Genomic DNA, 13,082 nt, shown 5'->3' on the forward strand with positions numbered 1-13,082 from the left:
GTTCGCGCGACCGACCCCGTGGCCGGAGTCGGCATCCCAGTCCGGCGGGGCCGGCGATGTGGTGGACGGTACGGTGCCCCAGGCCGAGGAGGTGCTCGGTGACCGCGCCTCACCACCACGTCAGCAGCAGGTGATTGACGAGCAGCGCCAGGACCGCCTGCGCGGTCAGCCAGGCCCGCGGACGCGGCAGGAGCGCGCACGCCGGGAGCAGCCACACCGCGAACGGCAGCCAGATCCGTTCCGTCTCCGCCTTGCTCATGCCGGAGACGTCGGCGACCAGCAGGGCGAGGAGAGCGGCAGCCGTCAGAACGGCCAGCCGCAGGGCGGGAGTCGGGGCGCGCTCGACCAGGGCCGTTCCGGCGCGCCGCAGGGCGGCCGCCGTCGCCGGGCCCACGACGAACACCGTGCAGGCGAGGTTCGCCCACACCCAGTAGGCGTACGGCCGTACACCGCCCGCTCCTTGGTAGTAGCGGGTGACCAACAGGCGGTAAGCCTCCCACCAGTCGAAGCCCAGCGCGGTGAACACCGCCGGGACGACCGCCAGTCCGGCAAGGAGGAAGGGGAGCGGGCGGGCACGGCGGGAGCCCAGCAGGAGGACGGCGGCGACGACGAGGGCGAGGAGCGTCAGGCCGTAGGAGAGGTAGGCGGTCAGGCCGAGCAGAAGGCCGGCGGCGAAGCCCGTCGTCCGTGGGCGGCGCCCCGTCACCGCGAGCGCCAGCAACGCGACCGCCCACGCGGAGACCCCCGTGAAGTAACCGTCCGCCGAGGTCCCCACCCACACCGCGCCCGGCATCAGCACCAGGAACGGCGCGGCACGACGGGCCAGGTGCTCGTCGGCCAGCGCCCGTACGGCGACCAGGACCGCGGCCGCCGCTGTCGTGCCGACGGTGATGACGAAGGCGCCCGCCCAGCCGCCCCCGTGCAGCCCGATCCGGTCCAGCAGGACGAAGGTGACGGTCGCGCCCGCCGGATGCCCGGCCACATGGGCGGGCCAGTTGTCCGGACTGCCGATCAGGATGTGCCGGGTGAAGTCCCGCAGGGTGTCGGGGATGTCGTGGAAGCGGCCGATGACCTGGAGGTACTCGTTCCTCGTGGTGAGCCGCCGGGCGACGCCCCGGTCCCAGCCGTCGACCAGCGCGAGCGACCATGTCCAGGCCATGGCCCCGCCCCAGGCCGCCAGCAGCAGCGGGCGCCAGGGCAGCCGTACGGCGAGGGCCGGGCCGTACGCCACCACGGCGACCGCCACCACGATCGCCGCCGGGGTGCCGGGGCCGAGGTGCGGGTCCCAGACCGCCAGCAGCGGAGGCCAGCCGACGCGCAGTGAGCCGTCACGGTGCTGGATGCCGGTGCCGACGACCGCGGCCACGACGACGAGCAAGGCGGCGGCCGAGGCGGCGTACAGGTCTCGGTTCAGGTCCCGGTTCACGGTCGACACGCTAGGCCGGGGAACAACGCCCGGACGTCTGACGTGCGCGGACGTCAGCATTTCGTCATGGTTCGCATCGCCGCTCCGGGGCCCGTACGGACCTACGGTCGAGGCATGGCACGGTCACCCTTCTCACCCGCCTTCTGGCGCAGCCCCTTGCGCGGCCCCTGGCTCACCTCGGTACTGGGCCTCGTCCTGCTCGGCGGCATCACGGTGCTGTTCGTGACGGGACTGCTGTCGTACGCCGCCTACAACCCGGACCTGTCGCCGGTGAACGACAAGACACCCGGCAAGGGCCTCCTCGGCTTCTACCTCTTCGCCTGGCCGACCGACCCGCACTGGCTGTACCGCCTCACCCAGGGCGTCCACGTCACGCTCGGCATCACCCTGATCCCCGTGCTCCTGGCCAAGCTGTGGTCGGTCGTGCCGAAGCTCTTCACGCTGCCGCCGGCCCGTTCCGTGGCCCACGCGCTGGAGCGGATCTCGTTGCTCCTGCTCGTCGGGGGCGGACTGTTCGAGTTCGTCACCGGCGTGCTCAACGTCCAGCTCGACTACCTCTTCCCCGGCTCCTTCTACCCCCTGCACTTCTACGGCGCCTGGATCTTCTTCGCCGCGTTCGCCGCGCACGCCGTGCTCAAGACACCGGCTGCCCTACGCAACCTGCGTCAACTGAAGGAGGAGCGGAGCGAGTTGACGTCTCCGACGCCCGACGCGCCGACCGTCAGCCGCAGGGGAGCCTTGGGGCTGGTCGGGGGCGGCTCGCTGCTGCTCTTCGCCACGACCGTCGGGCAGGACTTCGACGGACTGCGCTGGACGGCGCTCTTCGCCCCCCACGGCCGCCGCGACCCCGGCACCGGCCCCGGCGGCTTCCAGATCAACAAGACCGCCGCGTACGCCGGCATCCACCCGGCCGAGACAACCGAGGAGGCGTGGCGGCTGGTGGTGACGGGACGCACGGGCACCGTCCGCCTGAGCCGTGCCGAACTCCTCCGACTCCCCCTGCACAGTGCCGCGTTGCCCATCGCCTGCGTGGAGGGCTGGTCCACCTCCGACCAGTGGTGGCGGGGCGTACGGCTGCGGGACCTCGCGGCGCTCGTCGGGTACGACACCGATCCGCCCGACGTGTTCGTGGAGTCGCTGCAACGGCACGGCTCCTTCCGGCGGGCCGCCCTGCGGGCCAACCAGGTCGCCGATCCGCGTTCCCTGCTCGCCCTGTTCGTGAACGGCGAGGACCTGACCCCCGACCACGGCCACCCCGCGCGGATCATCGTGCCCGCGGCACCCGGTGTGCTCAACACCAAGTGGGTGGCCCGGCTGACCTTCGGAGACCTGTGATGCGCCCGCGGATCGTCATCGGCAGCCCGCTGCAACTCCTGCTGCTCGCCTGCACGTTCGCGCTCGCCGCCTACGCGGGGCTGCGCCTGTTCGAGGGGGACTGGTTCGGGATCGCGCTGTGGATGGCGGGCGCCGCCCTCCTGCACGACCTGGTGCTGCTGCCGCTGTACGCGGCGGCGGACCGGGCACTGATCGGGGTGGCGGGCCGGGAACGGGTCATGTACGTCCGGGTGCCGGCCGCGCTCTCCCTGCTGCTCCTGCTCGTGTGGTTCCCGCTGATCGGCGGACAGGTGGCGGCGCGCTACACCGCCGGCACCGGGCTGTCCGCCGACGGCTACCTCGCCCGCTGGCTGCTGGTGACCGCCGCGCTCTTCGGCGGCTCGGCGCTGCTGTTCGTGCTGCGCCGGGCGCGTCGGCCGCGCTGGGCGCGGGGGCTGCGCAGGGCGACGAAGGAGCGGCCGCCGGTCGTCCACTGAGCGACGGCCCGCCAGCGGGGTGCGTGCCGCAGCAGGGCCGTCGTGCCGAGCCGGGCCCAGGGGAAGGGGGTGCCGGCGGCTCCCCGGGCGTCGGTCACGTGCACGAGGACGCGTTCGTCGACGTGCGGGTCCGTGACCGTCTCGACGATCAACAGACCGGCCGGGGTGAGGAGTTGGGCCATCCTGTCGAGCAGGGCGCGCGGGTCGCCGCCGATGCCGATGTTGCCGTCGATCAGCAGGGCCGTGCCCCAGCGGCCCTCGGCGGGGAGCTCGTCGAAGACGCTGCGGTGCAGGGCCCGGCCGCCGAGGGTTCTGGTGCGGCGGACGGCCTCGGCGCTCACGTCGATGCCGAGGGCGGGGTGGCCGCGGGTGGCCAGGGCTGCGACGAGGCGGCCGGGGCCGCAGCCGACGTCCAGGACCGTGCCCTCGCAATGGCGCAGTACGTCCAGGTCGGCGGCGTCGGCTTCGGCGCACCAGCGTTCCACGTCCAGGGGGAGGAGCCAGCCGTCGGGGCGGCGGAGGAAGAGGGGGCCCTGGCCGGTGTGGAGGGCGCGGGTGTAGGGGTCGGTGGACCAGGGGTGGGTGTCGAGAGTTGTGGGTGCGGTTGTCGTCATGTGGCTGCGGATTCGGTGTGGTTGATCGCGCCCCGCGGCGGAGCCGCACATTGATACAGTTCCGCGAATTTACAGGGCGCGTTCAGTTCCGCGAATTTACTTGCGAACCGGCTGTTCGGGGCCTTCTTGGCGACCAACCTCGCGTCCTGCGCCGTGTCCACGTCCTGCAGGGGCGGTAGGTCCCGGACGCGCAGGCCCGTCAGTCGTGCCCTCTGGGCCGCGCCCGTGTGGGGAGTCGACATGGGGACGCCCCGTAGAAGTGCGGGGTCCGGGGTCGCCAGGCCCAGGGCCCAGAAGCCGCCGTCCTCCGCCGGGCCGAAGTACGCGTCGCAGTCGGTCCAGTCGAGGGTCAGGAGGGGCGGGGTCACCTGGGGGGTGTCCATGCCGATGAGGAGGGTCGGGCCGGTGCAGTGGGCGAAGGCGGCGGCCAGGCGTTCGTCGAGGGTGCCCGCGCACTGCCGTATGACCTCGAAGCCGGGCGGCAGCCAGGGGCCCGGTTCGCCCTCCAGGGCCAGGACGCGGCGGTGGGCCGGGGTGCGGGCGACCGTGTGCAGGGTGTCCGCCAGTGACGCCTCGGCCAGCGCGGCGGCCTGCCGCGGGGTGAACGGCGGTGTCAGGCGGGTCTTCACCCTGCCGGGGCGGGGTTCCTTGGCGATGACGAGGAGGGTGGTCACGTGCCGGCCTCCTTCTCGGCCAGGACGCGGCTCATGTCCCGGACCGCCTGCCAGGTGCCGCGCCAGGTGCCCGTGACCTTCGAGGCGCCCGTGCGGGGGCGGTACGGGACGTCGTACTCGGCGATCCGCCAGCCCGCGTCGGCGGCGCGGACGACCATCTGGAGCGGGTAGCCGCTGCGCCGGTCGGAGAGGTCCAGGGCGAGCAGCGGCTCGCGGCGGGCGGCGCGCAGCGGGCCGAGGTCGCGCAGGCGCAGGCCGGTGCGGCGGCGCAGCAGGCGGGCGAGGGCGAGGTTGCCGGCGCGGGCGTGCGGCGGCCACGCGCCCCGGGTCTGCGGGCGGCGGCGGCCGAGCACCAGGTCCGCCTCGCCGGTCAGGATGCGATGGGTGAAGGGCACCAGGTCGGCCGGGTCGAGGGAGGCGTCGCAGTCGCAGAAGCAGACGAGGTCGGCGGTGGCCGCCAGCAGGCCCGCGTGGCAGGCGGCGCCGAAACCGCGCCGCCGCTCGGACACGACGGTCGCGCCGAGGGAGCGGGCGAGGTCGGCCGAGCCGTCGGTCGATCCGTTGTCCACGACCAGCGCGCGCCAGCCGGGCGGGATGCGGCGCAGCACCCACGGCAGGGCCTCGGCCTCGTCGAGACAGGGGAGGACGACGTCGACGGACGCCGCGAGCTGTTCTCTTTCGTCGGAAGGGGTCGTCACCCGTCTCACCCTACGGACGCGAAACCGGCGAAACGGGCGGCGGCTCCTTACGAAACACGGACGTCGGAAGCCGAGGAGCCCGCTCGCACGCGCGGGGTGCGAGGCTGGCTCCATGGAGCAGCAGCAGGGTGGACGGGCCGGGGCCAGGGTGCTCGTCGTGGACGACGATCCCACCGTGGCCGAGGTCGTCACCGGGTATCTCGACCGGGCCGGATACGTCGTCGACCGGGCCGGCGACGGCCCCGACGCGCTCGCGCGGGCCGCCGCGCACTGGCCGGACCTCGTGGTCCTCGACCTGATGCTGCCCGGCATGGACGGGCTGGAGGTGTGCCGCCGGATGCGCGGGTACGGGCCCGTGCCGGTCATCATGCTCACCGCGCGCGGCGACGAGGACGACCGCATCCTCGGCCTGGAGGTCGGCGCCGACGACTACGTCACCAAGCCCTTCAGCCCCCGCGAACTCGTCCTGCGCGTCGAGTCGGTCCTGCGCCGCACCCGGCCCGCACAGCCGGCCGGCCTGCTGCGCGCGGGCGGGCTCTCGGTGGACCCCGGGGCCCGTCGCGCCCTCAAGGGCGGCGCCGAACTCGCCCTCACCATCCGCGAGTTCGACCTGCTCGCGTTCTTCCTGCGCCATCCCGGCCGGGTCTTCAGCCGGGAGGACCTGATGCGCGAGGTGTGGGGCTGGGACTTCGGCGACCTGTCGACCGTCACCGTCCATGTGCGGCGGCTGCGCGGCAAGGTCGAGGACGATCCGGCCCGGCCCCGGCTGATCCAGACCGTGTGGGGCGTCGGCTACCGCTTCGACGCCTCGGACCAGGGGGCCTGACCGTGCGCGCCAACCTCCTCATCGCCCTGTTCGCCTTCCTCGGCGCCGCCGTGGCCGGTCTGCTCGGCGCCGGTGTGCTGCTGCTGATCCGGCGCCGCTCGCTGGCCCTGCACCTCGGTGTCGTCGCGGCCGTCGGCGTCACCGCCATGTTCGCGGGCACGCTCGCGGTGGCGCAGGCCATGTTCCTGTCCGGACACGACCTGAAGGTGGTCACGACCGTCGTCGCGATGGCCGCCGTGGTCTCCCTGGCCACCGCCCTGCTCCTCGGCCGCTGGGTCGCGGCCCGCAGCCGCGCCCTCACCCTCGCCGCCCGGTCCTTCGGCGACGGCGGCGACTTCACCTCTCCCGCCGGTCCCGCCACCGCCGAACTGGCCGAGCTCAGCCGCGAGTTGGAGATCACCAGCGCCAAACTCGCCGAGTCCCGGGAGCGTGAGCGGGCGCTTGAGTCCTCGCGGCGCGAACTGGTCGCCTGGATCTCCCACGACCTGCGCACCCCGCTCGCCGGCCTGCGCGCCATGTCCGAGGCCCTGGAGGACGGTGTCGCCGCCGACCCCGACCGCTATCTCAAGCAGATCCGCACCGAGGTCGAGCGCCTCAACGACATGGTCGGCGACCTCTTCGAACTCTCCCGTATCCACGCGGGCACGCTGGCGCTGAGCCCGAGTCGCATCTCCCTGTACGACCTCGTCGGCGACGCGCTCGCGGGCGCCGATCCGCTGGCGCGCGAACACGGCGTACGGCTCGTCGGTGACGGGGTCGAGCCGGTGCCGGTGGAGGTGGACGGCAAGGAGATGAGCCGGGTGCTGGGCAACCTGCTGGTCAACGCCATCCGCCGGACCCCGGCCGACGGCACGGTCGCCGTGGCCGCCGAGCGCTCGCCCGAGGGGGTCGTGCTGTCCGTCACCGACGGCTGCGGCGGCATCCCCGAGGAGGACCTGCCCCGCGTCTTCGACACCGGTTGGCGCGGCACCCACGCCCGGACTCCCCCCGCCGGCGCTGGACTCGGCCTCGCCATCGTCCGGGGCATCGTGGAGGCGCACCGGGGCACGGCCACCGTCCGCAACGTCCCGGGCGGCTGCCGCTTCGAGGTGGTGCTGCCCGCCGCCGCTTCCTGAAAGGCGGACAGCACCACCGGTCCCGGAGGGGCCGGACCGGCCCTATGCCTCCCGCATCCCGGCCCGCGCGAACTCCCGCATCCCCTCCGCGAAGCCCACCTCCGGCTTCCAGCCCAGTTCGGCGCGGATGCGCGTCGAGTCCGCGGTGATGTGCCGTACGTCGCCGAGGCGGTACCCGCCCGCGACGACCGGTTCGGGACCGCCGTACGCCGCCGCCAACTCCCGTGCCATCTCGCCGACGGTGTGCGGCTCGCCGCTGCCGGTGTTGTACGCCGTCAGCGCGCCCGACGGCGCGTCCGCCCGCAGCGCCGCCACGTTGGCCGCCGCGACGTCCCGTACGTGGACGAAGTCGCGTCGCTGGCACCCGTCCTCGAAGACGCGCGGGGACTCGCCGCGGGCCAGGGCCGAGCGGAAGAAGGAGGCGACCCCGGCGTACGGGGTGTCGCGGGGCATGCCCGGCCCGTACACGTTGTGGTAGCGCAGGGACACGGCCGAGCCGCCCGTGGCACGGGCCCAGGCGGCCGCGAGGTGTTCCTGGGCGAGCTTGGTGGTGGCGTACACGTTGCGCGGGTCGACCGGCGCGTCCTCGCCGACGAGACCGGGGGCGAGGTCCGCGCCGCACCGGGGACAGGGCGGCTCGTAGCGGCCCGCGTCCAGGTCGGCGACGGCGCGCGGGCCGGGGCGTACGACGCCGTGCCGCTCGCAGGAGTACCGCCCCTCGCCGTAGACCACCATAGACCCGGCCAGCACCAGCCGCCGTACGCCCGCCTCGGCCATCGCGGTGAGCAGGACGGCCGTACCGAGGTCGTTGCGGGAGACGTACTCCGCCGCGTCCGCGAAGCCCGTCCCGAGTCCGACCATCGCCGCCTGGTGGCACACGGCGTCCACACCGGCCAGCGCCCGGCCGACGGCGTAGGGGTCGCGCACGTCCGACGGAGGGGCGGCGCGGACGTCGTACACGACCGTCTCGTGCCCGTGGACCCGCAGAGCGCTGACGACATGGGACCCGATGAATCCGGCACCGCCGGTGACCAGTACGCGCATGCCGCCACGCTAGGGCCGTGAGCGGCCCGAACCGGCGGGCCGCGCACGTCATGTCACCGGTCCGTAAGACCTCGCGGCGGCAGCCGCACCGTGAAGACGGTCGAGCCGGGCTCGCCGCTCAGCTCGATCGTGCCGCCGTGGGCGCGCACCAGGGCGCTCGCCACGGACAGTCCCAGACCGCTGCCGCCCCGGTCGCGGCTGCGGGCCTTGTCGACGCGGTAGAAACGGTCGAAGATCCGTTCCCGGTCGGCGGCCGGGATGCCGGGACCAGCGTCCTCGACCCGGACGACCGCCGTCTCCTGCTCCAGCGCGACCGCCACCGACACCTTGGTGCCGGCCGGCGTGTGCACGGCCGCGTTGGTGAGCAGGTTGTCCAGGACCTGCCGGATGCGGTGCGGGTCCAGGCGCAGCCGCAGCGCGGGCGGCCCCGGCTCCACCGTCAGCGGGCGCTCCGGGTGACTCGCCCGGAAGGCGGCGGCCGCCTCCCCGACCAGCTCCACCAGGTCCGCGTCCTGCACCCGCAGCGGCGCGTCCACCTCCGCCGCGTCCAGCCGGGCGAGCAGCAGCAGGTCGTCGAGGAGCACCCCCATCCGGGCCGCCTCGGCCCGCAGCCGGGCCAGGTGCCGGTCGCGTTCCTCGGGGGCGTTGGCGGCGGCGTACTGGAAGAGGTCCGCGTAGCCCCGTACGGACATCAGGGGCGTACGCAGCTCGTGCGAGGCGTCGGCCACGAACCGGCGCAGCCGCTGCTCCGCCTCCGCGCGCACCGCGAGCGAGCGGTCGATGTGCTCCAGCATCGTGTTGAAGGCCGTGCGCAGCTCCTCCACCTCGGGACCGCCGCCGCGCTCGTCGGCGCGCAGCGGCAGCCGGGCCGCGGACTCGGTCAGGTCGTGCGAGGCGATGCCGTGCGCGGTGTGCGCCATGTCGCTGAGCGGGTTCAGACCGCGTCTGAGCATCCTGCGGCCGAACACCACCAGCGCCGCCAGCGCCAGCCCGAAGGCGACCACCTGCACGGTGATCAGCCGCCGTACGGTGGCGTCGATGTCGTCCATCGGCGCCCCGCTGACCAGCACCACACCGGGCTCGACCTCGCAGGCCCGCAGCCGGTACTCGCCCTCGCCGGAGATCCGCGCGGTGCGCAGCATCTCGGTCCTCCCGCCGGCCTGGGCCCGGGCCAGGGAGGTGAGGGGGGCGATGTCCGCGGGCAGGTCGCCGGGCTCCTCCGGCCTGCGCAGCACGGCGGCGCCGCCCGAGATGTCGTACACCGCGTAGTACCAGCGGTAGTACTTCTTGCCCTGCAGGGTGCCGTTCTCCGCGATGCTCCTGGCCTGGGCGACCTGGGCCAGGCCCAGCTGGTCGTCGAGCTGGGCGGAGAGATAGTCCCGCATGTAGGTCGTCAGGGCCGTGCCGACGACCGCGAACACCACCAGCGCCAGCGCGCCCAGCCCGAGCGCCAGCCGGGTCCCGAGGCGCATCCCGGGGTACGCCCGGCGCAGCCGCCGTATCACTCGGCCGCCTGCCGGACGACGTAACCGAAGCCGCGCACGGTGTGGATCAGCGGTGCGCCGGTGTCGTCCAGCTTGCGGCGCAGCCGGCTGACGACCAGCTCGACGACGTTCGAGCGGCCCCCGAAGCCGTACTCCCACACATGGTCGAGGATCTGCGCCTTGGTCATCACGGTCGGCGACTTGCGCATCAGGAAGCGCAGCACCTCGTACTCGGTGGGGGTGAGCGTGAGCAGCCTGTCGCCCCGGCGCACCTCGCGGGTGTCCTCGTCCATCGTCAGGTCCGCGACCCGCAGCACGGAGCGCTGGAAGACGGGCCCGGCGCTGCGCCGCAGCACCGTGCGCAGCCGCGCCATCAGCTCCTCCACCGCGAACGGCTTGACCAGGTAGTCGTCGCCGCCCCGGGTCAGCCCCGCCACCCGGTCGGCCACCCCGTCCCGCGCGGTCAGGAACACCACGGGCACCATCGTGCCCGAGCGCCGCAGCCGGTCGAGCACACCGAAGCCGTCGACGTCCGGCAGCATCACGTCGAGCACCACGATGTCCGGGCGGAACTCGCCGGCCAGCGCGATCGCCTCCTCGCCGGTGTTCGCGGTGACCGCGTCCCAGCCCTCGTAGCGGGCGACGGTCGCGACGAGGTCGGCGATGGGCGGGTCGTCGTCCACGACGAGGAGGCGTACTTTTTCCACCCGCTCATAGTGCGGCACCCGCCCGGGCGGACCGTGTGGTCCGGCGCACAGCGGGCACATCGATAAGTACTTGAAAGTTGTCCGACAGCTTCTCGACAGCTCCCACCGGCCAAGCTCGGTCACCCAGGACCCGATCAAGGAGCTGCCGTCACCGTGACGACCGTCCAATCACCCCCTGCGCCCCCCACGGCGACACGCCCCAGGGTGGTGGCCCGCACGGGCCTGTTCGCCGTGCTCGCCGCGAACGCGGCCGTGGTCGCCTACTTCTTCGCCCAGGCGGGCTTCGCCTCCAACGCGCTCATCGTCATCGGCCGCCTCGCCGGACTGTACGGCGCCCTGGTCATGGCCTTCCAGCTGGTGCTGGTGGCCCGGCTGCCCTGGCTCGACCGGCGGATCGGCATGGACCGGCTGACCTCCTGGCACCGCTGGACCGGCTTTGCCCTGCTGTGGACGCTGCTCGCCCACGCCGTCTTCATCAGCTTCGGATACGCCGACGGGGCGGGCGTCGGTCCCGTCACCGAGCTGGTGGACCTCGCCGAGACCACCGAGGGCGTGCTGCGCGCGATCGTCGCCCTCGGCCTGATCCTCGTGGTCGGCGCCGTCTCGGCCCGCTTCGCCCGACGCCGGCTCGCCTACGAGACCTGGCACTTCATCCACCTCTACACCTACGTCGCCGTGGTGCTCGCCTTCACCCACCAGGTCGCGGTCGGTACGACGTTCACCTCGTCGTCCGCCGCGAAGACGTACTGGTACGGGGTGTGGGCCGTGGCCCTCGGCGCACTGGTCCTGGGCCGGCTCGTGCTGCCGCTGTGGCGCAACACCCGCCACCAGTTCCGGGTCTCCGCGGTCGTCCCCGAGTCCGACAACGTCGTCTCGGTCCACGTCACCGGCAAGGACCTGGACAAACTGCCCGCCCGGGCCGGCCAGTTCTTCCTGTGGCGGTTCCTGACCGCCGACCGCTGGTGGCAGGCCAACCCCTTCTCCCTCTCCGCCGCCCCCGACGGCCGCACCCTGCGCCTGACGGTGAAGGCGGCCGGCGCGGGCAGCGCCGCCCTGCGCCATGTGAAGGTCGGCACCCGCGTCTTCGCCGAGGGCCCCTACGGCGCCTTCACCGCCCTGCACCGCACGAGGACCGAGTCCCTGCTGATCGCGGGCGGTGTCGGTGTGACCCCGATCCGGGCCCTGCTGGAGGACATCGAGGGCCACGCGGTCGTCGTCTACCGTGTCGCCGGCGAACGGGACGCCGTGCTCTACGACGAACTGCGCGACCTCGCCGCCGCCAAGGGCGCCGAACTGCACCTGGTCACCGGCCCGCCCGTCCCCGACAAACTGGCCCCGCGCGAACTGGCCCGGCTGGTGCCCGACATCGGCGAGCGGGACGTCTTCCTGTGCGGGCCGCCGCCGATGATGAAGGCGGTGCTGGGCAGCCTGGGCGAACTGGGCGTGCCCAAGCGGCAGATCCACTTCGAACGCTTCAGCCTGGCGGGATGAGGAGGAGAACGTGAAGCGAGCCATACCCGTCGTCGTCCTCAGCATCGCGGGCCTGGTCCCGGTCTGGCGCTACGAGCCATCGGTCGGCGGTACGACGTCCACCACCGCCGAGCCCGCCGTGACACCGTCCTCCTCGGCCTCGGCCTCGTCCTCGTCGTCCGGTTCGGGTGCGTCCTCGGCCTCCGGGAAGGTCGTCAAGGGCACGACCGTGAACACGGACAAGGGGCCCGTGCAGGTGCAGGTCACCTTCGAGGGCGACCGGATCACCGCCGTGTCGATGCTCCAGCAGCCGAACCACCCCCAGACCACGGCCGCTGTACCGAAGCTGATCGCGGAGACGCTGAAGGCGCAGAGCGCGGACATCGACGCGGTGTCCGGGGCGACCATCACGAGCGAGGGGTACAAGCAGTCCCTCCAGGCCGCGATCGACGCCAAGGGCGCCTGACGTGCGCCGCGTCGAACACGTCATGGGGTTCCCCGTCTCGCTGCGGGTGGACGACGAGGGCGGGTGGGAGGAGGCCGCGGACGCGGTGTTCGCCTGGCTGCGCGAGGTCGACGCCCGGTTCAGCCCCTTCAGGGCCGACAGCGAGGTGTCCCGCCACGGCCGGGGTGAGCTGGAGCGGGACTCGCTCAGCACCGATCTGTCCGAGGTGCTCGACCTGTGCGAGCACTACCGGGTCGCCACGGGCGGCGCGTTCGACGCGCGGCTGCCGGGGCGCGGGTTCGACCCGTGCGCGGTGGTCAAAGGCTGGTCGGTGCAGCGGGCCGCGCAGCTGTTGCGGACGGCCGGTGCGAGACGGTTCGTCCTCAACGCCGGCGGAGACGTGGTCGCCTCCGGCGGGCCCTGGCGGGTGGGCGTACGACACCCCGAACAGGCCGACCAGCTGTGCGCGGTCCTGGAGCTGACCGACGGCGCGGTGGCCACCTCCGCCCGCTACGAGCGCGGCGACCACATCGTCGACGGCCGTACCGGGCGCCCGGCGACCGGACTGCTCAGCATGACGGTGGTCGCCGCCTCGCTGACCGAGGCGGACTCCGTGGCCACGGCTGCCTTCGCGCTGGGCTCCGAGGGTGTCGCGTGGGCGGCCGCGCAGCCCGGGTGCGAGGTGTTCGCCGTGGACGCGGCGGGACAGGTGCTGCGGACGGAGGGGTTCCCGGTGGCCTCGCGGTCCCGGGCGGCATGACCCACCGG

The 13,082-nt window shown here is 73.6% G+C and carries 13 protein-coding genes and 1 pseudogene; 7 read left to right on the plus strand and 7 right to left on the minus strand.

What is annotated here, in order from left to right; translation table 11 throughout:
- Positions 1-109 precede the first annotated feature (109 nt).
- Positions 110-1,426: a hypothetical protein gene (locus ABZZ74_RS05170; protein WP_356761955.1), complete on the minus strand. Its 1,317-nt coding sequence runs from the start codon at positions 1,424-1,426 to the stop codon at positions 110-112.
- Positions 1,427-1,540: 114 nt separating this feature from the next.
- On the opposite strand from ABZZ74_RS05170, the gene ABZZ74_RS05175 reads away from it, so the two are divergent.
- Together ABZZ74_RS05175 and ABZZ74_RS05180 are read left to right on the plus strand one after the other, a co-directional pair.
- Positions 1,541-2,761: a molybdopterin-dependent oxidoreductase gene (locus tag ABZZ74_RS05175; protein WP_356761956.1), complete on the plus strand. Its 1,221-nt coding sequence runs from the start codon at positions 1,541-1,543 to the stop codon at positions 2,759-2,761.
- Positions 2,761-3,165 (plus strand): annotated as a pseudogene (locus ABZZ74_RS05180) (hypothetical protein); the annotation flags it as partial. The gene ABZZ74_RS05175 and the pseudogene ABZZ74_RS05180, both read left to right, overlap by 1 nt.
- On the opposite strand, the gene ABZZ74_RS05185 reads toward ABZZ74_RS05180, so the two are convergent.
- Genes ABZZ74_RS05185 through ABZZ74_RS05195 form a run of 3 tightly spaced genes read right to left on the minus strand, consistent with a single transcriptional unit; the run spans position 3,096 to position 5,232 of the window.
- Positions 3,096-3,851 carry a methyltransferase domain-containing protein gene (locus ABZZ74_RS05185; RefSeq protein ID WP_356761957.1) on the minus strand — a complete coding sequence of 252 codons (756 nt, stop codon included), beginning with the start codon at positions 3,849-3,851 and terminating at the stop codon, positions 3,096-3,098. The pseudogene ABZZ74_RS05180 and the gene ABZZ74_RS05185 sit on opposite strands and share 70 nt — an antisense overlap.
- Positions 3,848-4,525 carry a DUF2064 domain-containing protein gene (locus ABZZ74_RS05190; protein WP_356761958.1) on the minus strand — a complete coding sequence of 226 codons (678 nt, stop codon included), beginning with the start codon at positions 4,523-4,525 and terminating at the stop codon, positions 3,848-3,850. The genes ABZZ74_RS05185 and ABZZ74_RS05190 overlap by 4 nt, the downstream gene beginning before the upstream one ends.
- A complete protein-coding gene (locus ABZZ74_RS05195; RefSeq protein WP_356761959.1) occupies positions 4,522-5,232 on the minus strand; it encodes a glycosyltransferase family 2 protein in 711 nt (236 codons plus the stop codon). The genes ABZZ74_RS05190 and ABZZ74_RS05195 overlap by 4 nt, the downstream gene beginning before the upstream one ends.
- A gap of 103 nt (positions 5,233-5,335) precedes the next feature.
- On the opposite strand from ABZZ74_RS05195, the gene ABZZ74_RS05200 reads away from it, so the two are divergent.
- Positions 5,336-6,049, plus strand: a complete 714-nt coding sequence (locus ABZZ74_RS05200; protein WP_356761960.1) for a response regulator transcription factor — start codon at positions 5,336-5,338, stop codon at positions 6,047-6,049.
- A 2-nt stretch (positions 6,050-6,051) separates the two neighbouring features.
- Complete coding sequence (locus ABZZ74_RS05205; protein WP_356761961.1) at positions 6,052-7,164, plus strand: HAMP domain-containing sensor histidine kinase; 1,113 nt, start codon at positions 6,052-6,054, stop codon at positions 7,162-7,164.
- Between the two features lie 42 nt (positions 7,165-7,206).
- On the opposite strand, the gene ABZZ74_RS05210 is transcribed toward ABZZ74_RS05205, so the two are convergent.
- From ABZZ74_RS05210 to ABZZ74_RS05220, 3 genes are read right to left on the minus strand one after another with little or no spacing between them, the layout of a single operon-like run.
- Positions 7,207-8,208 (minus strand): NAD-dependent epimerase/dehydratase family protein, encoded by a 1,002-nt coding sequence (locus tag ABZZ74_RS05210; RefSeq protein ID WP_356761962.1) that lies wholly within the window; start codon positions 8,206-8,208, stop codon positions 7,207-7,209.
- A 53-nt stretch (positions 8,209-8,261) separates the two neighbouring features.
- Positions 8,262-9,713, minus strand: a complete 1,452-nt coding sequence (locus tag ABZZ74_RS05215) for a HAMP domain-containing sensor histidine kinase (protein WP_356761963.1) — start codon at positions 9,711-9,713, stop codon at positions 8,262-8,264.
- Complete coding sequence (locus tag ABZZ74_RS05220) at positions 9,710-10,399, minus strand: response regulator transcription factor (RefSeq protein WP_356761964.1); 690 nt, start codon at positions 10,397-10,399, stop codon at positions 9,710-9,712. The genes ABZZ74_RS05215 and ABZZ74_RS05220 overlap by 4 nt, the downstream gene beginning before the upstream one ends.
- Before the next feature lie 153 nt (positions 10,400-10,552).
- On the opposite strand from ABZZ74_RS05220, the gene ABZZ74_RS05225 reads away from it, so the two are divergent.
- The 3 genes from ABZZ74_RS05225 to ABZZ74_RS05235 are packed head-to-tail and all read left to right on the plus strand — an operon-like array spanning position 10,553 to position 13,074.
- The gene (locus ABZZ74_RS05225) at positions 10,553-11,890 is read left to right on the plus strand and encodes a ferredoxin reductase family protein (protein ID WP_356761965.1); all 1,338 of its coding nucleotides are present in this window, start codon (positions 10,553-10,555) and stop codon (positions 11,888-11,890) included.
- Positions 11,891-11,900: 10 nt separating this feature from the next.
- Positions 11,901-12,335 (plus strand): FMN-binding protein, encoded by a 435-nt coding sequence (locus ABZZ74_RS05230; RefSeq protein WP_356761966.1) that lies wholly within the window; start codon positions 11,901-11,903, stop codon positions 12,333-12,335.
- Between the two features lie 22 nt (positions 12,336-12,357).
- The gene (locus ABZZ74_RS05235; protein ID WP_356762061.1) at positions 12,358-13,074 is read left to right on the plus strand and encodes an FAD:protein FMN transferase; all 717 of its coding nucleotides are present in this window, start codon (positions 12,358-12,360) and stop codon (positions 13,072-13,074) included.
- Positions 13,075-13,082: the final 8 nt, after the last annotated feature.

This window comes from Streptomyces sp. NPDC006476 (assembly GCF_040612015.1).
GTDB lineage: Bacteria > Actinomycetota > Actinomycetes > Streptomycetales > Streptomycetaceae > Streptomyces > Streptomyces griseorubiginosus_B.